Annotated in this window: 20 protein-coding genes; 11 read left to right on the top strand and 9 right to left on the bottom strand. The window is 70.5% G+C overall.

The genetic code is table 11. The annotated features are described in order from the left end of the window. Nucleotides 1-268 precede the first annotated feature (268 nt). From CEP17_RS07455 to CEP17_RS07445, 3 genes are read right to left on the bottom strand one after another with little or no spacing between them, the layout of a single operon-like run. Entirely contained in the window at nucleotides 269-1,135 is an 867-nt protein-coding gene (locus CEP17_RS07455; protein ID WP_112931794.1) for a hypothetical protein, read from the bottom strand. Beyond that, on the bottom strand, nucleotides 1,132-1,788 hold the full coding sequence (locus tag CEP17_RS07450; RefSeq protein ID WP_112931793.1) for a response regulator transcription factor: 657 nt from the start codon (nucleotides 1,786-1,788) through the stop codon (nucleotides 1,132-1,134). Before CEP17_RS07450 ends, CEP17_RS07455 begins: the two co-directional genes overlap by 4 nt. Beyond that, on the bottom strand, nucleotides 1,776-3,122 hold the full coding sequence (locus CEP17_RS07445; protein WP_112931792.1) for a histidine kinase: 1,347 nt from the start codon (nucleotides 3,120-3,122) through the stop codon (nucleotides 1,776-1,778). The genes CEP17_RS07450 and CEP17_RS07445 overlap by 13 nt, the downstream gene beginning before the upstream one ends. A 117-nt stretch (nucleotides 3,123-3,239) precedes the next feature. On the opposite strand from CEP17_RS07445, the gene CEP17_RS07440 reads away from it, so the two are divergent. Beyond that, nucleotides 3,240-4,052 (top strand): Cof-type HAD-IIB family hydrolase, encoded by an 813-nt coding sequence (locus CEP17_RS07440; protein WP_112931791.1) that lies wholly within the window; start codon nucleotides 3,240-3,242, stop codon nucleotides 4,050-4,052. Between the two features lie 26 nt (nucleotides 4,053-4,078). Further along, entirely contained in the window at nucleotides 4,079-4,909 is an 831-nt protein-coding gene (locus tag CEP17_RS07435; RefSeq protein WP_112931790.1) for an aldo/keto reductase, read from the top strand. Here CEP17_RS07435 and CEP17_RS07430 read toward each other — a convergent pair. From CEP17_RS07430 to CEP17_RS07415, 4 genes are read right to left on the bottom strand one after another with little or no spacing between them, the layout of a single operon-like run. After that, nucleotides 4,848-5,570, bottom strand: coding sequence for a Pr6Pr family membrane protein (locus CEP17_RS07430; protein WP_112931789.1), 723 nt, complete (start codon nucleotides 5,568-5,570; stop codon nucleotides 4,848-4,850). The two genes, CEP17_RS07435 and CEP17_RS07430, sit on opposite strands and share 62 nt — an antisense overlap. Nucleotides 5,571-5,592: 22 nt before the next feature. Further along, nucleotides 5,593-5,811 (bottom strand): hypothetical protein, encoded by a 219-nt coding sequence (locus CEP17_RS07425; RefSeq protein WP_039413617.1) that lies wholly within the window; start codon nucleotides 5,809-5,811, stop codon nucleotides 5,593-5,595. 39 nt (nucleotides 5,812-5,850) lie between these two features. Then, the gene (locus tag CEP17_RS07420; RefSeq protein WP_112931788.1) at nucleotides 5,851-6,819 is read right to left on the bottom strand and encodes a DNA-3-methyladenine glycosylase 2 family protein; all 969 of its coding nucleotides are present in this window, start codon (nucleotides 6,817-6,819) and stop codon (nucleotides 5,851-5,853) included. A gap of 55 nt (nucleotides 6,820-6,874) precedes the next feature. Beyond that, nucleotides 6,875-7,612, bottom strand: a complete 738-nt coding sequence (locus CEP17_RS07415) for a winged helix-turn-helix domain-containing protein (protein WP_036320657.1) — start codon at nucleotides 7,610-7,612, stop codon at nucleotides 6,875-6,877. 402 nt (nucleotides 7,613-8,014) lie between these two features. Here CEP17_RS07415 and CEP17_RS07410 point away from each other — a divergent pair, with 402 nt between their 5' ends. The 4 genes from CEP17_RS07410 to CEP17_RS07395 all read left to right on the top strand — a co-directional run bounded on the left by CEP17_RS07410 (nucleotide 8,015) and on the right by CEP17_RS07395 (nucleotide 9,515). Beyond that, entirely contained in the window at nucleotides 8,015-8,587 is a 573-nt protein-coding gene (locus CEP17_RS07410; RefSeq protein ID WP_112931787.1) for a toxin, read from the top strand. A gap of 39 nt (nucleotides 8,588-8,626) precedes the next feature. Continuing rightward, entirely contained in the window at nucleotides 8,627-8,938 is a 312-nt protein-coding gene (locus CEP17_RS07405) for a GNAT family N-acetyltransferase (RefSeq protein ID WP_039413629.1), read from the top strand. Between the two features lie 98 nt (nucleotides 8,939-9,036). Next, nucleotides 9,037-9,270: a hypothetical protein gene (locus CEP17_RS07400; RefSeq protein ID WP_036320635.1), complete on the top strand. Its 234-nt coding sequence runs from the start codon at nucleotides 9,037-9,039 to the stop codon at nucleotides 9,268-9,270. Further along, a complete protein-coding gene (locus CEP17_RS07395) occupies nucleotides 9,267-9,515 on the top strand; it encodes a hypothetical protein (protein WP_036320633.1) in 249 nt (82 codons plus the stop codon). The genes CEP17_RS07400 and CEP17_RS07395 overlap by 4 nt, the downstream gene beginning before the upstream one ends. Nucleotides 9,516-9,528: 13 nt before the next feature. On the opposite strand, the gene CEP17_RS07390 is transcribed toward CEP17_RS07395, so the two are convergent. After that, nucleotides 9,529-12,483 (bottom strand): immunoglobulin-like domain-containing protein, encoded by a 2,955-nt coding sequence (locus tag CEP17_RS07390; protein WP_112931786.1) that lies wholly within the window; start codon nucleotides 12,481-12,483, stop codon nucleotides 9,529-9,531. A gap of 358 nt (nucleotides 12,484-12,841) precedes the next feature. On the opposite strand from CEP17_RS07390, the gene CEP17_RS07385 reads away from it, so the two are divergent. Genes CEP17_RS07385 through CEP17_RS07375 form a run of 3 tightly spaced genes read left to right on the top strand, consistent with a single transcriptional unit; the run spans nucleotide 12,842 to nucleotide 14,794 of the window. Continuing rightward, on the top strand, nucleotides 12,842-13,471 hold the full coding sequence (locus tag CEP17_RS07385; RefSeq protein ID WP_112931785.1) for a hypothetical protein: 630 nt from the start codon (nucleotides 12,842-12,844) through the stop codon (nucleotides 13,469-13,471). Next, complete coding sequence (locus tag CEP17_RS07380; RefSeq protein ID WP_162722414.1) at nucleotides 13,468-14,574, top strand: DUF916 domain-containing protein; 1,107 nt, start codon at nucleotides 13,468-13,470, stop codon at nucleotides 14,572-14,574. The genes CEP17_RS07385 and CEP17_RS07380 overlap by 4 nt, the downstream gene beginning before the upstream one ends. Continuing rightward, a complete protein-coding gene (locus CEP17_RS07375) occupies nucleotides 14,567-14,794 on the top strand; it encodes a hypothetical protein (RefSeq protein ID WP_112931783.1) in 228 nt (75 codons plus the stop codon). The genes CEP17_RS07380 and CEP17_RS07375 overlap by 8 nt, the downstream gene beginning before the upstream one ends. 24 nt (nucleotides 14,795-14,818) lie before the next feature. Here the strand turns inward: CEP17_RS07375 and CEP17_RS07370 are convergent, their stop codons facing one another. Beyond that, nucleotides 14,819-15,676, bottom strand: a complete 858-nt coding sequence (locus CEP17_RS07370; protein WP_112931782.1) for an alpha/beta fold hydrolase — start codon at nucleotides 15,674-15,676, stop codon at nucleotides 14,819-14,821. 153 nt (nucleotides 15,677-15,829) lie between these two features. On the opposite strand from CEP17_RS07370, the gene CEP17_RS07365 reads away from it, so the two are divergent. Together CEP17_RS07365 and CEP17_RS07360 are read left to right on the top strand one after the other, a co-directional pair. Then, nucleotides 15,830-16,855 (top strand): LacI family DNA-binding transcriptional regulator, encoded by a 1,026-nt coding sequence (locus CEP17_RS07365; protein ID WP_051039631.1) that lies wholly within the window; start codon nucleotides 15,830-15,832, stop codon nucleotides 16,853-16,855. A gap of 188 nt (nucleotides 16,856-17,043) precedes the next feature. Next, nucleotides 17,044-18,060: an ABC transporter substrate-binding protein gene (locus tag CEP17_RS07360; protein WP_112931781.1), complete on the top strand. Its 1,017-nt coding sequence runs from the start codon at nucleotides 17,044-17,046 to the stop codon at nucleotides 18,058-18,060. Nucleotides 18,061-18,086: the final 26 nt, after the last annotated feature.

The following is an 18,086-nucleotide window of genomic DNA, read 5'->3' as shown; positions in this document are numbered from 1 at the left end:
GTGAGTCCTGTGAGAAAGACATGGCCGGACGAGATCGACGCGCGAGCCCCGGAAACGACGGTGGGCCGGCCGTCCGAGAGGACGACCGGCCCTGCAATCCGTTGCACCACATTCGCAGGGGGAGAGTCCTGCGTCGCCTCCTCCGGCTCATGGAGTCGGTGTCCGGATTCGGCGATGACTCACGTTATAACGGCGAGATCACGGTGGCGGGCTCGTCCGCCGACTGCATATCGTTCGCATACCGTCCTGCCAGGAAACGGTCCCGTCCTCACGATCGCAGCGAAGCGAACCCTGCCGAGACCGTCACGCTGATCCGCCGCGGCGAATCCGGATCCACGCGCAGACGGTTCTCCACGTCTCCGGCGGCGGCGTCGGTGGACACGGCGTAGGTCGCGTCGGGTAGGACGAGAGCGAGCCGGCCCGCGCTGAGGTCCGCCGTCAGAGTCCGGGGCGCGGACCCGGTGAGGCTGCCCTCGACGGACCCGGCGCTCAGCTTGAAGCCCGCGCGATCGAGTCCGGCGAGATCCACGACGAGTCGCCCGGCGGAGACGTCCGCGGTGAGCGCTGCCGCTCGCCCCGACAGCTCCATCGATCCGGCGCTCACGGTGGCGTCCACCGTCCCGTACGTGCCCTGCACGCGCAGCGCGCCCGCGCTGAGCGTGAGATCGCCGTCGAGGGCGACCCGCTCCAGCGAACGGGGGAGGGTCAGCACCGCGGTGTCGCTGCGCCCGAAGGGGCGGATCGCGCTCCACCACGTGCGCTGCGTCGTGACCACGAGCCGATCGCCGTCGCGACGCAGGCGCCAGTCTGCGACGGCACCGTCGACCTCCAGAGACGCGCGGTCACCGCCGTAGACGATGCTCAGATCCGCAGCGGCCACGTCGACGGTGAGGGCGCGTACGTCCGCGGCATCCGCCGTCAGCGTGCCGCTGCCGCGCGCGGCGCCGGCGATCGCGCCGAGCGCCGAGGTGGCGAACGCGCCGAAGATCAGGGCGGCGCCGAGCGCGATCGTCAGGATCGCCACGACGCGGGCCGCCGGGCGTGGGCCGGTCGGACGCGGCGGTCCGTCGGGACGGCCGGCGGATGGCCCGCCCGCGCCGGCGGTCGGCGGAGGCGGTGTGAGGGTGGTGGTCATCGGTTCGTTCCGTTCTCCCAGTGGATGAGGGCGGCCAGCACCCGTCGGTTGCCGTGTTCGTCCTGCTCGAGGTCGAGCTTTTGGAACAGCGAGGTGATGTGCTTCTCGACGCTCGCCTCGGTGACGAACAGCGTCTGTGCGATCGCCTGATTGCTCTTGCCTTCGGCGATCAGCGCCAGCACGCTGCGCTCGCGTTCGGTCAGCCGCTCCATGCGTGCGTCGCGTCCGCGGCGGGTGAGCAGCTGCGCGACCACTTCGGGGTCGAGGACGGTGGCGCCCGCGCCGATGCGTTCGACCGCATCGAGGAAATCGCCGACATCGGCCACGCGATCCTTCAGCAGGTAGCCCAGCGCCGCGGACTGCGTGCTGATCAGCTCGCCCGCGTACCGCTCCTCGACGTATTGGCTGAGCACCAGCACGGCCACCTCCGGATGTGCGGCGCGCAGGTGCACCGCGGCGCGGATGCCTTCATCGGTGAACGTGGGCGGCAGGCGCACGTCGAGGATGCACAGATCCGGGGTGGAGGTGGCCACGGCATCCATCAGCGACCCGGCGTCGGGGAGCGCGGCGACCACCTCGTGACCGGCGTCGTCGAGGAGGCGCACGAGACCCTCGCGCAGCAGGGTGGAATCCTCGCAGATCAGGATGCGCACGGCACACTCACCTCCAGAGCGGTCGGACCGCCGTGGGGGCTGTCGAGGCGGCTCACCCCGCCGGCTGCCGCGATCCGATGCGCGATGCCGTCGAGGCCGCCGCCGGGCAGCACGCGGGCCCCGCCGACGCCGTTGTCCTCGACGCGTGCCCAGAGCACCGGCGCGCCCTGATCGGCGCCATCGCGTCGGCGCACCGTCACGCGCACCTCGCTGCCCCGCGAGTGCTTGGCGGCGTTGGTCAGCGACTCGGCGATGGCGAAGTAGACCGCGGCCTCGGCCGTGCGGCTGCACCGATTCGACGGGTCCGCGGAGGCATCGGGCAGACGCACGTCGAGGGTCACGGGGACGTGCGATCGCGCGGCCAGGGCGCTGAGGGCGGCATCCAGGCCCCGGTCGTCGAGGACGGAGGCGTGGATGCCGCGGGCCAGCTGGCGCAGCTCGGTGATCGCCGCCTTGGTCGAGGTGTGGGCTTCATCGATCAGCGCCTTGGCCGCGGCAGGATCGCTGTCGATCTTCTGCTGGGCCAGCCCCAGCGTCATCCCCACCGAGACGAGTCGCGGCTGGACGCCGTCGTGGAGGTCGCGTTCGATGCGCGTGCGCTCCAGTTCGCCGGAGCGCACCGCGCTCTCGCGCTGCGTGCCGGCGGTGCGGGCCTGCTCCACGAGCACCGCTTCACGGCTCGGCACGAGGACCGCCCGGGTGAGCACCGCATGCAGGAGCGCGGCGCCGATCAACAGCGCGAGGCTGACGATGATGCCCACGATGCCGACCGGGACGGCCGCCTCGATGCCGATCTGCACGTCCGTGGCCGGGATGCGAGCGGCATCCTCGCCGATCAGTGGAGCGAACAGCAGCACCACGCTGGAGGACAGGGCGCCGACGATCGGCAGCACGACGAGCCCGAGGATCGTCGAGATGCCCGCCGAGGCGACGCCGCGCCACATCGGGCCGTCGGTGAACTGCTGCCAGAGGGTGCGCAGCCACCCGGTGAACCCGGGGTGGGCGCTGGGGCGTGCCGCCAGCGCGGGCAGGCCGTACCCGTAGAGGCCGTCGACCCGCGCGTATTCGAGCCATGCGGTGGCCCACGTCGCGTAGACGAACGCCACCAGGAACAGCGCCCCGACCCCGAGAGCGGGCAGAAGGCCGACACCGAGGCTCAGCAGCAGCAGGAGCAGGCTGAAGATCGCGGTGCCCGCCAGCCCCATCGCCGCCAGCTGCGCGATGGCCCCGAGATGGGCGAGAAGTCCGATACGGCGGGCCGGCACCGTTGACGCAGGCGGCGGGGGTGCGGCGTGTGGCACGGATGCCGGGGGCAGGGCGGCGGTCTCTGACATGACTCCACGCTAGGGCGCGCCACGGCGCGGACGCAGGGAGCGGTCCCCCGAATCGGGGTGGGGTTATCCCCCCCGGCCGGCTCCGCGCCGAGGGAGGGCGTGCGGAAGGATGGAGGCATGACCGTCCGCGACATCCGCCTGATCGCCGTCGACATGGACGGCACGCTGCTGCTGCCCGATGGGTCGGTGCCCGACGGGCTGTGGTCGCTGCTGGGGCGGCTGCGCGAGCGGGGCATCGCCTTCGCCCCGGCCAGCGGTCGCCAGCTGGCGACGCTGCAGCAGACGTTCGCCGCCGTCGACGGCGAGCTCGACTACATCGCCGAGAACGGCGCGTACGTGGTCCGCGGCGACGTCGAGGTCAGCTCGGACGCCGTGGATCCGGCGGTCGCGGCATCCGTCGTCGCGCGCCTGCGCGCCGCCGTCGCGGCGGGCAGCCTGCGCGCCGGTCTGGTGGTGTGTGGCAAGCGGTCGGCGTACGTCGAGGACACCGACCCTCGGTTCCTCGCGGAGGTCGAGAAGTACTACGCGCGTCGGCAGATCGTGGAGGATCTGCTCGCTGTGGACGATCAGATCCTCAAACTCGCGATCTACGACCTCGACGGCGGCGAACGGCACTCCGCGCCCGCGTTCGCCGATCTCGCCGAGACCCACCAGGTCGTCGTCTCGGGTCACCACTGGGTCGACATCATGAACGCGACCGTCAACAAGGGCGTCGCGCTGCGCGCCCTGCAGGTGGCGCTCGGTGTGACCGCTGAGCAGACCGCCGCGTTCGGCGACTACCTCAACGACCTCGAGCTGCTCGGGGCCGCGCACTGGTCGTACGCCATGGCCGATGCCCACCCCGACGTCGTGGCCGCCGCACGATTCCGTGCGCCCTCGAATGCGGATGCCGGGGTGCTGAGCGTCATCGAGGAGTTGATCGCACGGTGATCATCCGCCGGGCGTAGCGTGGAGGCATGGTCAAGATCCCCACGGTCACCCTGAACGACGGCACGCCTTTCCCCGAGCTCGGGTTCGGCACCTACAAGCTGCAGGGCGACGACGGCGTCGCGGCGATCGAAGCGGCCATCGATGCGGGTTACCGCCTGCTGGACTCGGCCGTCAACTACGAGAACGAAGCCGAGGTCGCAGAAGCGGTGCGCCGAAGCGGCATCCGCGACGAGCTCATCGTGACGACGAAGGTTCCGGGCCGCGACCACGGCTACGAGGAGACGATCCGCAGCGCGCACGCGTCGCTCGAGCGTCTGGGCCTGCAGCGCATCGACCTCTACCTGATCCACTGGCCGAACCCCAGCGTGGACCGCTACGTCGAGACCTTCCGCGCCATGGTCGATCTGCAGAGCGATGGTGCGGTCGGCTCGGTCGGTGTCTCGAACTTCACGGAGCAGATGCTCACCCGACTGATCGAGGAGACGGGCGTGACCCCGGCCGTCAACCAGGTCGAGATGCATCCGTACTTCCCTCAGGCAGCGCTGCGCGCCTTTCACGCCGCTCACGGCATCCGCACCGAGAGCTGGAGCCCGCTGGCGCGGCGCAGCGAACTGCTCGCCGAGCAGGTGGTCGCCGATGTCGCCGCCGCGCACGGGGTCACGCCCACCCAGGCCGTGCTGCGCTGGCACACCCAGCTCGGCTCGACGCCCATCCCGAAGTCGGCGACGCCGGCGCGTCAGCGTGAGAATGCGGACATCTTCGGCTTCACCCTGACCGATGACGAGGTCGCGGCGCTCAGCGCCCTGGAGCGGGGTCGTCTGTGGGGTGGGGATCCCGAGACGCACGAGGAGATGTGACGGCGCGCGCCAGCAGCCGGTCGAATCCGACGAAGACGTAGCCGACCGCGACCAGCGCCAGCGTCAGGCCGACGATCCAGGCGGCGACCCCGCCGACACCGTGTCTCGCCACGTCCATGAACGGGTACGGCACGGTCGTGCCGCCCGCGAAGCGGCCCCCGAGCGCACTGTAGGTGTACGCGAACACGAGGTAGGCGAAGGGGATGAGCGCCCACAGCAGCGGGTCGTACCGGCCCAGGCGACCCTTGGGGACGAACAGTGCCCAGTCCACGATCACGAGGATCGGCGTGACGATGTGGACGAGGTTGTCGGTGAGCGTGAACGGCTGGTAGGCGCCCGGCTGGGTGAACAGCGCGGGTGCGAGCACGAAGAGGTAGATCAACATCGTGACGGTGATCGCGTGCATCACCGCCGCCGCCCACCGCGGCGACGGCGTGGATGCGCCGATCCACCCGTCACGCTGTGCGTCGCGGAGGGTGGTGATCGCCGACAGCACCATCCACGCCAGGCACAGCACGTTGCTGAGCACCGTGTAGTAGAGGAAGGCCGACCACGTGGGAGTCGCCGTCCACAGCCCCGACACCCGAGCGATGCCGATCACGATGACGAGCGACGCCACCGCGCGGTAGCCGAAAGCGAGGATGCGGGAGCGCGCGATCATTCGCTCATGTTAGGGCTCACGCTCACAGCTGCGCGCCGTCGTCCCATGGATCGTCGAGCTCGGGTGTGCGCCCGCGCCAGGATTCGTACGCGATGAGCCAGCCGATCGAGACGATCACGGCCAACAGCACACCGAGCAGCACGTTCTGCATGATCAGCCCGAACAGCACGCCCGCGCCCAGCAGCACCACGGTGCCGATCGACCAGCCGATCCGGCCGCGTGGCCATCCTCTGTGGGTCATGGCACCAGCGTAGAAGGTCGGCCCGGGATCGCCGCCCGATCACCGCCCGCGGTGGTCCTCCGGTGCGAGGCGGGGACCCCGGCGCGGTTCGATCCGGCCGCTCAGCCCGATCAGTCTGATCACGCGCTGGCGATGACCGCGCCACGGCTCCAGCAGCTCCAGCATCCCGTCGTCGTCGACGCGGCGGCCGGTGAGCGCATAGCCCACCTGATGCGAGAGGTGGTAGTCGCCGACGCTCACGGCGTCGGGGTCTCCGAAGGCGCGAATGCGCGTCTCCGCACTCGTCCATGCCCCGATGCCGCGAAGGCTCGTCACCGCGCGGTCGGCGGATGCCGGATCGCGGGCGGCCCGCTCGATCGATGTGCGCCGGGTCGCCGCCTCCACGATCGTCCGCGACTGCGGCGGCTCGAGTCCGGCGCGGTGCCACGTCCAGCTGGGGATCAGGTGCCAGTCGGCCGGGGGCGCGAACATCGGTCGGGGGGTGGGGCCGGGCGCGCGCTCGCCGCACCAGGTGAGGATCATCCGCCAGGCGCCGAAGGCCTGCAATCCGGTCACCTTCTGCTCGAACACGGCGCTGATCAGCGCGTCGAAGACGAGGTCGGTGCGGCCCAGTCGGAGGTCGCCGTGCCGGTGGTGGGTGTCGGAGATGAGCGGATGCCGGTGGGGTTCGAAGCCGGTCGGATCGTCGTCGGCGCCGCACAGTCGCGGCAGCTGCTGCAGTGCCCAGGCGGCACCGGCACCCCAGGCCGCTGCGCGGACGAGCCCGCGCTCGATGCGCAACGCCAGCGTCGCGACGCCCTCGGGCGTGCGCGTCGCCCGCCAGATCACGCCCTGGTGCTCGAGCTGCGACGGATCGTGGGCGCCGCGCTGCTGCGGGCGCACGGCGCGCCCGACGTCGGTGGACACACGCGGCCGGTACTCGCTCTCGAGGGGTCGCGGTGAGGGCCGTCGCGGGTCGCGCGTCGCCGGCCGCGCAGCGCGCGGCGGCATCCTCTCCCGCGTGGTCATGCCGTCACCCTATGTCAGGGCCTCCGACATCACGACGCGCTGGCGTGGATGCGGATCAGAAGCGGTCCGGCGACGGCGTGCCGTGGCCGTAGCGGATGACGACGTCGGCGTGGCGGTCGAAGCGGTAGCCGATGCCCCGAACGGTGCGGACGATGTCCTCGTAACGGCCGAGCTTGGAGCGCAGGCGGCGCACGTGCACGTCGATCGTGCGCTCGCCGGGTGCCTCGTCGGCGTCGGCGTGGCTCCACAGCGACGAGACGAGTTCGGTGCGTTCGATGGTGCGGCCCTCGCGGAGCACGAGGTACTGCAGCAGTTCGAACTCCTTGAAGGTCAGCTGCGCGGCCTCGCCCTCGATGTGCACGCGTCGGCGGGAGATGTCGATCGTCACCCCTCCGGGCACGTGGTCGTCCTCGGGCTCGTCCTGCTTGGTGCGGGCGACGGCGCTCGGCTCGTGGAGCGCCAGGCGCACGACGTCGACGTCCCGGCCACCGGCGGACGCGGGCGCCAGGGCGACGGTGGCATAGGTCTCGGCGTGCGGGGCGAGTTCGCCGAGCGTGCGACGCAGGGCCTCGACGAGCGTGGAGAGCGAGACGCCGTCCGCGGCTGCCTTCGCCTCGTCGATGCCGACGTAGAGGGCGAATCCGCGCGGCGCGGTGCCGACCGGGACGGTGCCCGCGGCGGGAGGGGTTGCGCTCGCGGTCGGTGCGGCCACGGCGCGACGCGGCGGCACGTCGGGGACGGCGCGCAGATGACGGACGGGAGCGGGCGAGGCAAGAAGAGCGGTGTTCGACACGGGAATGTCCTTCGAGGCGGAACCCGGGGCATACGGCCCGGCAGCGGGTTCAGGGGTGTGTTGCGGGAGGCCCGGTGCGAGATGCGCATCGGATGGGATGCGAGGGCCTGTGCGAGACAGCCGACGTTCGCGTTGTGCGCGGCGCGGTGCTCGGGGGTGGCGGCCGGCTGACGGAGGTGGGTCAGCGTCGGCGGGCGCACCCGGCGGGGTTCACCGTCAGTGGCACATTCGGCAACACATGGCAACGCGCGGCATCATCATGATGCCGGCATGTCCGTTCGCCTCCAGGGCGGACAGAGTGCGTGCGTTGTCAGTCATGGGCCTGATTATGACGAACCGCGTCGCGATGTGTCAAACCGCACGGATGCCGCCGTCACAAGATGACGGAATGTGACAGAGTGCATGGTCGTGAGCACCCCGACACACCCGCCCGCGCGCATCCGCATCGTGGGGACGTCGGGATCGGGAAAGTCGCGGCTGGCCGAGGAGGTCGCGGCGCGCACACGCCGTGCCCGGCTCGAGCTGGACGAGGTCTTCTGGGACGCGGGGTGGACGTATCGCGACCTCGCCGAGGCGCAGGCGCGCGTGCGTGCGTTCCTCGCGGCGCACCCCGAGGGGTGGGTCGCGGACGGCAACTGGAACTCACGGCTGGGCGGTCTCATGGAGCCCGGTACCCCCGGCGGGGCCGACGTCGTGGTGTGGGTCGACCACCCGCGTCGCGTCGTGATGTGGCGGGTGCTCCGGCGAACCCTTCGTCGCGGCATCCTGCGCGAAGAGCTCTGGCACGGCAACCGCGAGCGCGTGCGCTCGTGGCTGAAGTGGAAGCCGGAGGACAACATCCTCCGCTGGGCCTGGACGAGCTATCCGACGATGCAGCGCCGGATGGAGGCGCGCATCGCCGCGGGCGATCCCGTCGTGCGACTGCGTGGGCAGCGCGAGGTCGACGAGTGGGTGCGCTCGCTGTCTTCCGCGTAGCGTCGCCCCACCCTCTGCGTGGCGGCGTAGCGTAGGGATATGACCGGAACCGCCGACGAGCTGTCGTTTCGCAACGAGCCGGAAGCGTCGCGGTATACGCTGCGCCGGGGCGAGCAGATCGTGAGTGCGCTGGACTACCGCGACGACGGCCACACCGTCGCGATGACGCGGGCCTACACCGTGCCCACGTTCCGCGGTCACGGGTACGCGGCCGACATCGTCGCGCGCGCCGTCGAGGAGGTCGCCGGCCGAGGCGACCGCGTCATCAGCCCGGTCTGCTGGTACGTCGCCGACTGGTTCGCGGCCCATCCCGAGCACCGATCGCTGTTGGCGCCTCCGCGAGGGGCGTGACCGATCGTCTCCTAGCTTCCCGCCGCCGGCCCCGTCAAGGGTCTCGCCGGTCGCCGCGCGGCCCCGCACAGTGGGGAAGACCGATGTGAGGAGAAGCCATGAGCACCGATCGAGATGAACTTCCGGACGGCGTGATCAATGCCGAACCGGCCGGAGGCTGGGAGAGCGGGGCCGTCGCCGACGACGAGACGCGCGAGGCCTCGGCGCGGGCCGAAGAGCCCGTGGACGGTGTGCCCGACGGGTTCGTGGAGAGCGCGGAGATCCAGGCCGGACTCGATCCCGACCTGCGCACCGACGAGCAGGTTCGCGACGACGAGGAGACCCAGCGATGAGCGACACGGACGACACGACGCCTGCGGAGACGCAGGACGAGCCCCGGCTCGACCTTCACCAGACATCGGATCAGGAGCGCCTGGACGGGCTGATCGCCCAGCTGCGCGCCGACGTCGCCGGTCAGAACGCGGCCACCGTGGACAAGGCCGTTCGCGGTCGCCTCGCCGAGACGGGGGTTCCCGCCGAGGAGGAGGTCATCCTCGCGCTGATCGCTGAGCTCGCAGCGGACCAGGCGACCGACTGAACGACGTGCCTTCTCAGCGGCAGCGTTGCGCGGCGTAGCCCACCTCGAGTGTCGAGTTGTTCCCCTCGCGCGTCACGGCCGCGGAGACGTTCCCCGCCGGCATGCTCCCGAGGCGCGTCGAGAATGCCGACGATGCCGTCGTTCCCGGCGCCAGGGCGATCCTCCTCGCGCCATACGGCGTCGTCACGGAGACGGTGGCCGGGGCGCCGTCCTCGTTCGCGGCGGTGACGACCAGAACGACGGCGCCTGCGACGCAGCGAGACGTGGTGGAGACAGTGACCTGGACGACGCTGGTCACCGTGACGGTGGCCTCCACCGGCATCCGGGAATCGTCCTGGGCGACGCCGCGCACCGTGAAAGTCCCCGGCTGCGCGTAGGACGCGGGGGCGACGGTGTCCCACGCGACGTCGACCGTGCGCTGCTGACCGCTCACCGTCGTGAGCGTCGCCTGCGGCAGGGTGGGCGCGGTGCCCACCCTGGTCGAGAGGTCCATCGCGGCGACGGAGGCCACCGCGATATCGGGCGCATAGGCGGTCAGCACCCGCTGGTACTCGGCGCGCGTGATGGGCAGCACCGTGCCATGGCGCGGCTTGCCGCCGTCCGCGTTCTGCGGCAGGCCTTGGCGAAGCTTCTCACCGAGCGGCTGCCACGCAGCGCCCTCGAGACCGGTCGTCCCGAAGGGCACGTAGTGATTGGGTCCGCCGTGGTAGTTCGGCTGATCGATGAACAGGAACCAGCGCTGTCCGTTCACATCGCCCTCGTTGGCGGGGAAGATGTTCGGTCCTTCGCCGCTGGAGTAGATCCCGCCGGGCTCGCCGTTGGGCAGGCCGCTGGCCACTCGATCCTGGACCAGCGTCCACTGGTCGGCGGACCCGGTCGTACCCGGCAGCGACCCGCTGACCGTCGACAGGAGGTTCGTGGACTTCTCCTCGCGGATGGTCATGCTCGCTTCGTCCTTCGTGAAGCGGTAGTAGACGTCGCCGACCTTCGCCACGGTCGAATCGATCGCTCCGAGTCCTGCGCCGCGGCGCACGTCGATCCACGGCTTCGCCTCGGAGAACGTGACGAAATCGTCGGTCGTCGCGTACATCATGCGGTTGTAGGTGACGGCGGTGCGGTCGGCCGGGTCGGTCGTGGGGTAGAGGTTGGAAGCCCAGTAGACGACGAATGTGTCGAGCTCGTCGTCCCAGAACGCCTCCGGCGCCCAGGTGTTGCCGGCGTAGTCGCTCGACACCTTCACGTGGCGCTGGTCCGACCAGGTCACGAGGTCCGTGGACTCCCACACCTCGATGTAGCGCGAGCCGGAGATCTGTGCGGTGGTGAAGCCCCCGGCCAGCCCGTCGACCTTGAGGTCGGTGGCGATCATGTAGAACTTGTCACCGTCGGGTGAGCGCAGGATGAACGGATCACGCAGGCCCTGCGTGCCCACCGTCGAGGAGAAGAGCGGCTGTCCGTTGTTGAGAGTGTTCCAGCTGAGCGCGTCATTGCCCTTGGATGCCGCGATGCTGACGCGTTCGGCGCCCTGGCCCTCGCCGGTGAAGAAAGTCCAGAAGTAGGCCTCGGTCATGGCTGAGCCGCCCGGCATCGGCTGCACGCGTGCCGTGAAGGTGCGGGTCGCCGAGGCGTCGCCGCTGCGAGCGACAGCGGTCAGTTCGACGGTGGCGGCTGCGGCGCCGGCCGCCGGACGGGAGACGGCGACGGTGCGCGAATCGGGGCGGACACCGTCGCGCACGGTGGCCATGTTGGTGCCCGCGGTCACCGTCCAGGTGATCGTCGAGCCCTGTGCGCCGGTGGCGGGAACGGAGAAGTTCGTGCGGACGTCGTCGAGATTCGACAGACTCACGGCCGCGATGTCCTGGGACACCCGCTGCTGGTCGGTCAGCTGCTGAGGGACCGTGACCGAGTAGGCCTTTTCCCGGGTGGCCGTGCCGGCGGTGAAGGTCGCGGTCAGGGTGACGTGTGCGTCGCCGCTACCTCCCGCGGGGCGGCTCACGGCGGCGGTACCTCCGGAGACGACGATGGCGGCGGCATCGGATCGCCAGCTCACCGCAACACCCGCGCTCGTCGTCGGCAGGGCGAAGTCGGCGGTCGCGGTGGCGGGAACGGCGACGCCGGCGACAGCGCGGTCGAGGGCCTGCCCGTTGTACAGCGACTGCACGTCGGCGTCGCTCATCGCCTGGCCGTAGACGGCGAAGTCGTCGATGAGCCCGCTCCAGTTGGCGTCGTTGTATGTCGAGCGGCCCAGCGTCGCGGTCAGCGCGTCGCCGAACGAGGCGACCGAGCGGGAGATCGCGTTCTGGGTGATGCGGGTGCCGTTCACATACACTCGCAGCTGCCCGTTCGTGCCGTCGATCACCGTCGTGTACAGGCTGAGGCCGGCCGGGGTGCGCAGACCCGTCGTCGCCGTCGCGGTCGCCCCAGCGCCCACCTCGGTGGTCCAGGGGGCGCCGGCATCGGTGGCGTTCGTGACGACCGACTTGACGTAGCCTGCGGGGTTCGTCGGGTTGAGCAGCCAGTAGCCGGAGGAGAACGACGCTCCACCGGTGAGCGGGGTGCCGATGAAGGCGGCCGCCGTATTGGCGGCGCCGGTCTTCGGGGACAGCCACGTCGAGATGGTGAGGTCCTTCTTGCCGACCAATGCCGTCGTCGGAATGTCAAGGTAGGCCCCGGTGTCGCGTGACCCCCCGGGCAGCGAGAGCATTCCGTCGGCGACCTCTCCGCCGCTCTGGCGGAGGGTGGCGTCGTTGCCGTTGCCGCTCACGTCGGAGATGGTCGTGCCGGATGCCGTATCGAACGAGTAGTGGATGACGGGGGAGGGTTGGCCATCGGCGCGCGCGGCGACGGGAACGGCGGTGCTCGCGAGTGTCAGACCGACGGCGACGGCGAGGGCGCCGATGCGTGCCCGTGACAGTGGCTGCAGATGCTGCGGCTGGCGCCAACGGTTTCGGGCTCTCTGAGGCGTGGTCATGCGCGCTCTCCTCGCTCATCTCGGCTGGGCGACATCGCTGCTTGCGCCAGAGACCTCTCCGTCTCGGTGCTGAGCCCTGCGTCATCGCGTGGGGGTTCGAATCGCTGATCGCGTTCAAGGGTGTTACCGGAAACATGCCCTCGCGGCTCACGCTAGGTGGCGCTCCGGCGGCGTGTCAAGTGCGCAGTCGACGGGTACATGCTCGTGTCGGCATCCCCAGACCCCGCGAACGGGGTCGTTACTCTTTCGTTACATCTCGATCGGTTCGTTATCGCTAACATTTCGGAAGTCGTGAGCCCATCGACGGGTCGACAGCATCGGGCCGGCACAGATGCCGGGCTGAGACGGGAGAGACACCATGACGATGAACGTCGCCCTTGCGCGCGTTGCAGCCGGACTCCTCGGGTGCGCGCTCGTCGTCGGCGGAGCGGGAGCCGCTCTCGCCGACGAGAATCGCACGCAGCAGCGAGATGCAGAAAGTCAGGCCGCGCCGGTCGGTGCTCTCACCCTGAGCGTCGCCTCGACGGCGACCACCCTCACCGAGGTCCCCTCCTCTGATGCGAACGTCCGTCAATTCACAGGGTCGCTGCCCGAGGTGACCGTCACCGACGATCGGGCGATCATCCCGTCCGGTGCCGTCTGGTACGTGACGGGTCAAGCCAGTTCCCTGACCTCCGGCAGCCGCAGCATCGATGCGGGTCACCTCGGCTGGGCGCCGAAGGTGATCACGACGAGCGGTCACGGGGAGGTCGCCTCCGGCGACGTCGTCAACACGGTGCTCGATGCCGCCACCGCCGACACTCCGCTCAACGACGGCCTCGCGAGCGCGCACTTGCTGGCGCTGTCGGTCGACTCCCGCGCGTCTGCCGCGGTCGGAAGCTGGACGGCGGGTGCGGACCTGTTCCTCAGGGTGCCCCGAACGGTCGAGCCGGGTGCCTATTCGGGCACGATCACTCTGACGCTGTGGGAAGAGGCTCAGCCGCAGTGATTCCCCTCGTTGCGCGTCGGCGTCCCCGAGCGGCATGGCGACTTCCCGTCGCCGTCGCGGTCGGGGTGCTGCTCGCGGCCGCCCTGTCGATCGCCCCGGCTGTCGGCCCGCTGGCCGCCGCGCGCGAGGCCGCACCCGCATCGGCGGGCGTGCGGTGGTCGGTCGTGCCGTCGGACGGACGAGGTCCCGACGGTCGGTCCGCCGTCGAGGTGGGCGTGCGACCCGGCCAGACGGTCGAGGATCACATCGCCGTGCGCAACGCGAGCGACGCGGCGGTGACGTTCCGGCTGGCGGCAGCCGACGGCTTCACTTCGGCATCGGGCAGATTCGATGTGCGTGCAGAGGGAGAGTCTTCCGTCGATGCGGGCTCGTGGATCTCCCTGCCGGCGCGCGTGACGGTTCCCGCCGGCGCCACCGTGGTCGTCCCCTTCTCGATCGCTGCGCCCTCCGGCGCGGCGCCGGGAGACCATTCGGCGGGCATCACCGCCTCCGTGCTGTCGACCGCTCGCGCCGATGGCGGTGCGAGCGTGGGCGTGGACACGCGCGTCGGCGTGCGCGTGCTCGCCCGTGTCGCGGGGCAGCTCAGCCCTGCCGCCTCGCTGCACGGCGGCGGGGGATCGTACGCGGTCGCCTGGAACCCGCTGCGGCCGGGATCGGCGATCGTCAGCTTCGACGTCGTCAACGATGGCAACACGAGGCTCCTGGCGAGCGGCACGGTCTCCGCTGCCGGCCAGGACACCCCCTTCCCCGCCGCCGGTGAGCCGGTCATCGACCTCTTGCCCGGCGATCGCCGCACCGTGCGCGTCGTCGTCGACGACCTCTGGCCGTCGATCCTCGTTCCCGTGGATGTGACTCTCCGCCCGCGGGGGATCACGATCGATGGGCAGACCCCCATCGCCGCTGCGTCGTCTCTGCAGACGTCGCTGTGGGCGATGCCGATCTCGCAGCTGATCGTGCTGACGGGAGCGGCCCTTCTGATCTTCGCGGCGCTGTGGGGTCGGCAGCGTTCCCACCGCCGCACCGATCGACTCGTCGCAGACGCGCACGAGCACGACCGACCCCCGGCGGCAGCCGCACTCACAGAGGAGAGCACCAGTGCCTGACGATTCCCCCTTCGTTCCCGACGCCATGTCATCGCCCGGTTCGTCCGTGCAGGTCGCGGTCACGATCGCGCCGCTGCCGGGGTCCGCGGACCCTTCCCCGCTGGCCCTGACCGGTGGCACCGTGCCCGTGGGGCTCGCCGTCGTCGCCACCGTCGTCGTCGCGGCCGGATTCGTCCTGGTCCAGCGGGCGCGCCGCCGCGCCGCGCGTCTGCGCCCGTGAGCCTGCCCGGGGCGATCGTGGCGCTCACGGGGCGGACAGCCACCGATCCAGTTCACGGGCAGTCGGCTCTGCCGTGCGAATGAGCGTCTCGTGACGGTGGCCGTCGACGACGAAGGCGCGCGAGTCCGGGATGGCGGCGACGACCTCGTCGAACCACTCACGGGGAACGACGACGTCGTATTCGCCCCGCACCACCAGGGTGGGCGCCGACACTCGCGCGTAGGCGGCCTCGGGGCGGTGGGTGAGCATCGCGCGCATCTTGCGCCGGAGGTTCGGTCCCGCCCGCACATACTCGCGGGCGCCCAGCAGCAGCACCTTCGGGCTCTCGCCCCACAGGTCACGCGCCAAGCGCCACAGCTGACGCAGCGCGCGCCGGTGATGGCGGTCGACCGTGGGGGCGACCAGGACGAGCCGGTCGACGGTGTCGGGGTGTCGCACGGCGGTCTCGGTGACGACCTGCGTCCCCATCGAGTGTCCGAGCAGCACGACCGGGCCACGTCCCAGATGGCGCAGATACGCCGCGACGAGATCGGCCATCCGCTCGATCGTGGGCGTGCGCGTCGGCTCCGGGGCGTCGCCGTAGCCCGGCAGGTCCAGCGCGACGACGAGCGCCTTGCCTTCCAGATGCTGCACCAGGTCTCCGAACACCTTGCGGCCCATGCCGATCCCGTGCGCGAGCACGATGGTGCGTGCGGACGAGACCTGGCCGCGGCGCTCGGCCACGATACTCGCGCCGCCGTGTGCGAACACCTCGATCCGTCCGTCGTCGGTCGGCGCGCCCGTGATCTCGTCGATCGCCCGATCGACGGCATCCGCCATCTGCGAGACCGCCTCCGCGGCGGCATCCGCAGGCGAGTCGGGAGTGCGGTCGGCGGAGTCCATGGATCGAGAGTAATGATGCGCGGCGCGTGCTGCCGGCTCCTCGCGGACGGAGTGTGAAACGATGAGGCATCCGCTCCTGAGCGCATGAGGACTCCGTCGGAACGGTCACGTCGGCGCACCGTCGGCGCGGAGCTTCCCAGGGGAAAGGCGCAGATGGCTGATCAGTCCGGCCGAGGGTGGGCCAAACCCAGCATCTACGACGTCGCCAATCACGCCGGCGTCTCGCACATGACCGTCTCGCGCGTGCTCAACGGTCACCCCAACATCCGCGAGTCCACGCGCGTGCGCGTGCTGCAGGCGATCGACGAGATGCAGTACACGCGCAGTTCCATCGCTCGCGCCCTCGCGACGAGCAAGTCCATGCGCATCGGTGTTCTCGTCGACAGTCCGGTGCAGTGGGGGCCGAACAGCACCCTGCGCGCGATCGAGGAGGCCGCCCGCGCCAGTGCGTACTCGGTGAGTGTGTTCTCGACGTCGGACGAGGATGCCGCGACCATCTCCACCGGCATCACCGACCTCGTGGCTCAGGGCATCGACGCCCTGTGCGTCATCGCTCCGCGGTCATCGGCCCTGGAGCTGTTCCGCGAGCACAGCTCGAACATGCCGACGCTCGTGATCAAGGCCGAGCCCGACCCGCATCTGCACACCGTCGCCGTCGACCAGTACACCGGCGCGCGCATGGCCGTGGCGCACCTCATCGGACTCGGTCATCGCACGATCGCCCACGTCGCCGGACCCCTGGACTGGTACGACGCGCGAGCCCGCTGGCAGGGATGGCGCGATGAGCTGGAGGCGGCAGGCCTGGGGGAGGGGCCGATGGTGCAGGGCGACTGGACCTCCGATCGCGGCTATGAGATCGGGCGGTCCCGGCAGCTCGCCGCCGCGACGGCGGTCTTCGCCGCCAATGATCAGATGGCTCTGGGAACCGTGCACGGCCTCGTGGAACGCGGCCTTCGCGTTCCCGAAGACATCAGTGTCGTCGGATTCGACGACCTGCCCGACGCTCGTCACTTCCTGCCGCCGCTGACGACCGTGCGGCAGGACTTCGCCTCTCTCGGTGCCCTCGCGCTCCGGCTGATCATCGCCGCCATCGACGGCGACGACACCGCGATGCATGCGCTGATCGCTCCGGAGCTGGTGCTGCGCGCGTCGACCGCCGCGGCCGTGCCCCGAGGCTGATGGCCCCCGTCGCGGGCACGGCACTGTTCGCGGTAACAAAAAAGTAACGAAAGCACGGGGATGGCGAATGCCACTTGTGTTCCGGAATTGTTAGCGCGCACAATCGGAGTGCAGCATCCCATGCGCCCCCCGGGGCACCACACACATCCACCGCAATCGTCGCGGCGGACTCTCAAGGAGGAGAAAGAATGGACATCAGCAAGCGCGGATTCCGTGGACTGCTCACGGTCGCAGCGGCCGGCGCCATGGTCGTCGGGCTGAGCGCGTGCTCGGGTGGCGCAGAGCCCGCCGGCAGCGGCAGCGCCGCAGCCGGTGGTGACAAGCCCATCACGGTCGGTTTCGTCGCGGTCGGCCCCGAGGGCGGCTGGCGCAACGCCAACGAGCAGGCCATCAAGGACGCGTTCACCAAGGACGCGGGCTTCGACCTCAAGTACGCTCCGGCGGCCAGCCCCAGCGACCAGAAGTCGCAGCTCGACGCGTTCTCGACCTTCGTCAACGACGAGGTCGACGTCATCCTCCTCACGGCGACCGAGGCATCGGGCTGGGAGGACGAGCTGAAGAAGGCCAAGGAGGCCAACATCCCCGTGATCCTGCTGGACCGCGGTGTCGATGCCTCCTCCGACCTGTACGTCACGCGCATCGCGCCCGACAACAAGCAGGTCGCCAACTCGGTCGGCGAGTGGGCCGCCACCACGTTCCCCAGCGGTGCGAACTACTTCGTGCTCGAGGGCGTTCCCGGCCTGTCGGTCGTCAACGAGCGCAACGAGGGCTTCGACGCCGCGATCGCCGGCAAGTCGGGCTGGAACAAGGTCGGCGCACAGACGGCCAACTGGAAGACCGACGAGGGCAAGTCCGTCATCGAGACGGTCCTCAAGGCCAACAACAACAACATCCAGTTCATCTTCGCCCAGAACGACGAGATGGGCATCGGCGCGGCGCAGGCCGTGAGCGCGGCGGGCCTCAAGCCCGGCACCGACGTCAAGATCGCGACGATCGACGGCACCAAGGGCGCGCTGGAGGCGCTGGCGAAGGGCGACCTGAGCTTCGTCGCCCAGTACAACCCCTTCTTCGGCACCGACGCGGTCGACGCTGTGAAGAAGGCCCTCGCGGGCGAGAAGGTCGACTCGACCATCATCGTCAAGAGCGCCACGTTCGACTCGCCCGAGGCGGCCCAGAAGGCGCTCGACCAGGGTCTCGGCTTCTAAGCACCACGAGCCGCCCCGAGTCCGCT

This window comes from Microbacterium sp. PM5 (assembly GCF_003293595.1).
Classification (GTDB): Bacteria; Actinomycetota; Actinomycetes; order Actinomycetales; family Microbacteriaceae; genus Microbacterium.
Note: the sequence above shows the minus strand (reverse complement) of the source record. Positions and strands in the feature narration are given on the sequence as shown.

What these genes read in the sequence shown, in the direction of transcription:
- CEP17_RS07390 (WP_112931786.1), bottom strand. Translation starts at nt 12,483, where the DNA reads ATGACCACGCCTCAGAGAGCCCGAAACCGTTGGCGCCAGCCGCAGCAT.
- CEP17_RS07365 (WP_051039631.1), top strand. Translation starts at nt 15,830, where the DNA reads ATGGCTGATCAGTCCGGCCGAGGGTGGGCCAAACCCAGCATCTACGAC.
- CEP17_RS07410 (WP_112931787.1), top strand. Translation starts at nt 8,015, where the DNA reads ATGGTCGTGAGCACCCCGACACACCCGCCCGCGCGCATCCGCATCGTG.
- CEP17_RS07360 (WP_112931781.1), top strand. Translation starts at nt 17,044, where the DNA reads ATGGACATCAGCAAGCGCGGATTCCGTGGACTGCTCACGGTCGCAGCG.
- CEP17_RS07400 (WP_036320635.1), top strand. Translation starts at nt 9,037, where the DNA reads ATGAGCACCGATCGAGATGAACTTCCGGACGGCGTGATCAATGCCGAA.
- CEP17_RS07435 (WP_112931790.1), top strand. Translation starts at nt 4,079, where the DNA reads ATGGTCAAGATCCCCACGGTCACCCTGAACGACGGCACGCCTTTCCCC.
- CEP17_RS07370 (WP_112931782.1), bottom strand. Translation starts at nt 15,676, where the DNA reads ATGGACTCCGCCGACCGCACTCCCGACTCGCCTGCGGATGCCGCCGCG.
- CEP17_RS07425 (WP_039413617.1), bottom strand. Translation starts at nt 5,811, where the DNA reads ATGACCCACAGAGGATGGCCACGCGGCCGGATCGGCTGGTCGATCGGC.
- CEP17_RS07440 (WP_112931791.1), top strand. Translation starts at nt 3,240, where the DNA reads ATGACCGTCCGCGACATCCGCCTGATCGCCGTCGACATGGACGGCACG.
- CEP17_RS07420 (WP_112931788.1), bottom strand. Translation starts at nt 6,819, where the DNA reads ATGACCACGCGGGAGAGGATGCCGCCGCGCGCTGCGCGGCCGGCGACG.
- CEP17_RS07430 (WP_112931789.1), bottom strand. Translation starts at nt 5,570, where the DNA reads ATGATCGCGCGCTCCCGCATCCTCGCTTTCGGCTACCGCGCGGTGGCG.
- CEP17_RS07455 (WP_112931794.1), bottom strand. Translation starts at nt 1,135, where the DNA reads ATGACCACCACCCTCACACCGCCTCCGCCGACCGCCGGCGCGGGCGGG.
- CEP17_RS07405 (WP_039413629.1), top strand. Translation starts at nt 8,627, where the DNA reads ATGACCGGAACCGCCGACGAGCTGTCGTTTCGCAACGAGCCGGAAGCG.
- CEP17_RS07445 (WP_112931792.1), bottom strand. Translation starts at nt 3,122, where the DNA reads ATGTCAGAGACCGCCGCCCTGCCCCCGGCATCCGTGCCACACGCCGCA.
- CEP17_RS07385 (WP_112931785.1), top strand. Translation starts at nt 12,842, where the DNA reads ATGACGATGAACGTCGCCCTTGCGCGCGTTGCAGCCGGACTCCTCGGG.
- CEP17_RS07395 (WP_036320633.1), top strand. Translation starts at nt 9,267, where the DNA reads ATGAGCGACACGGACGACACGACGCCTGCGGAGACGCAGGACGAGCCC.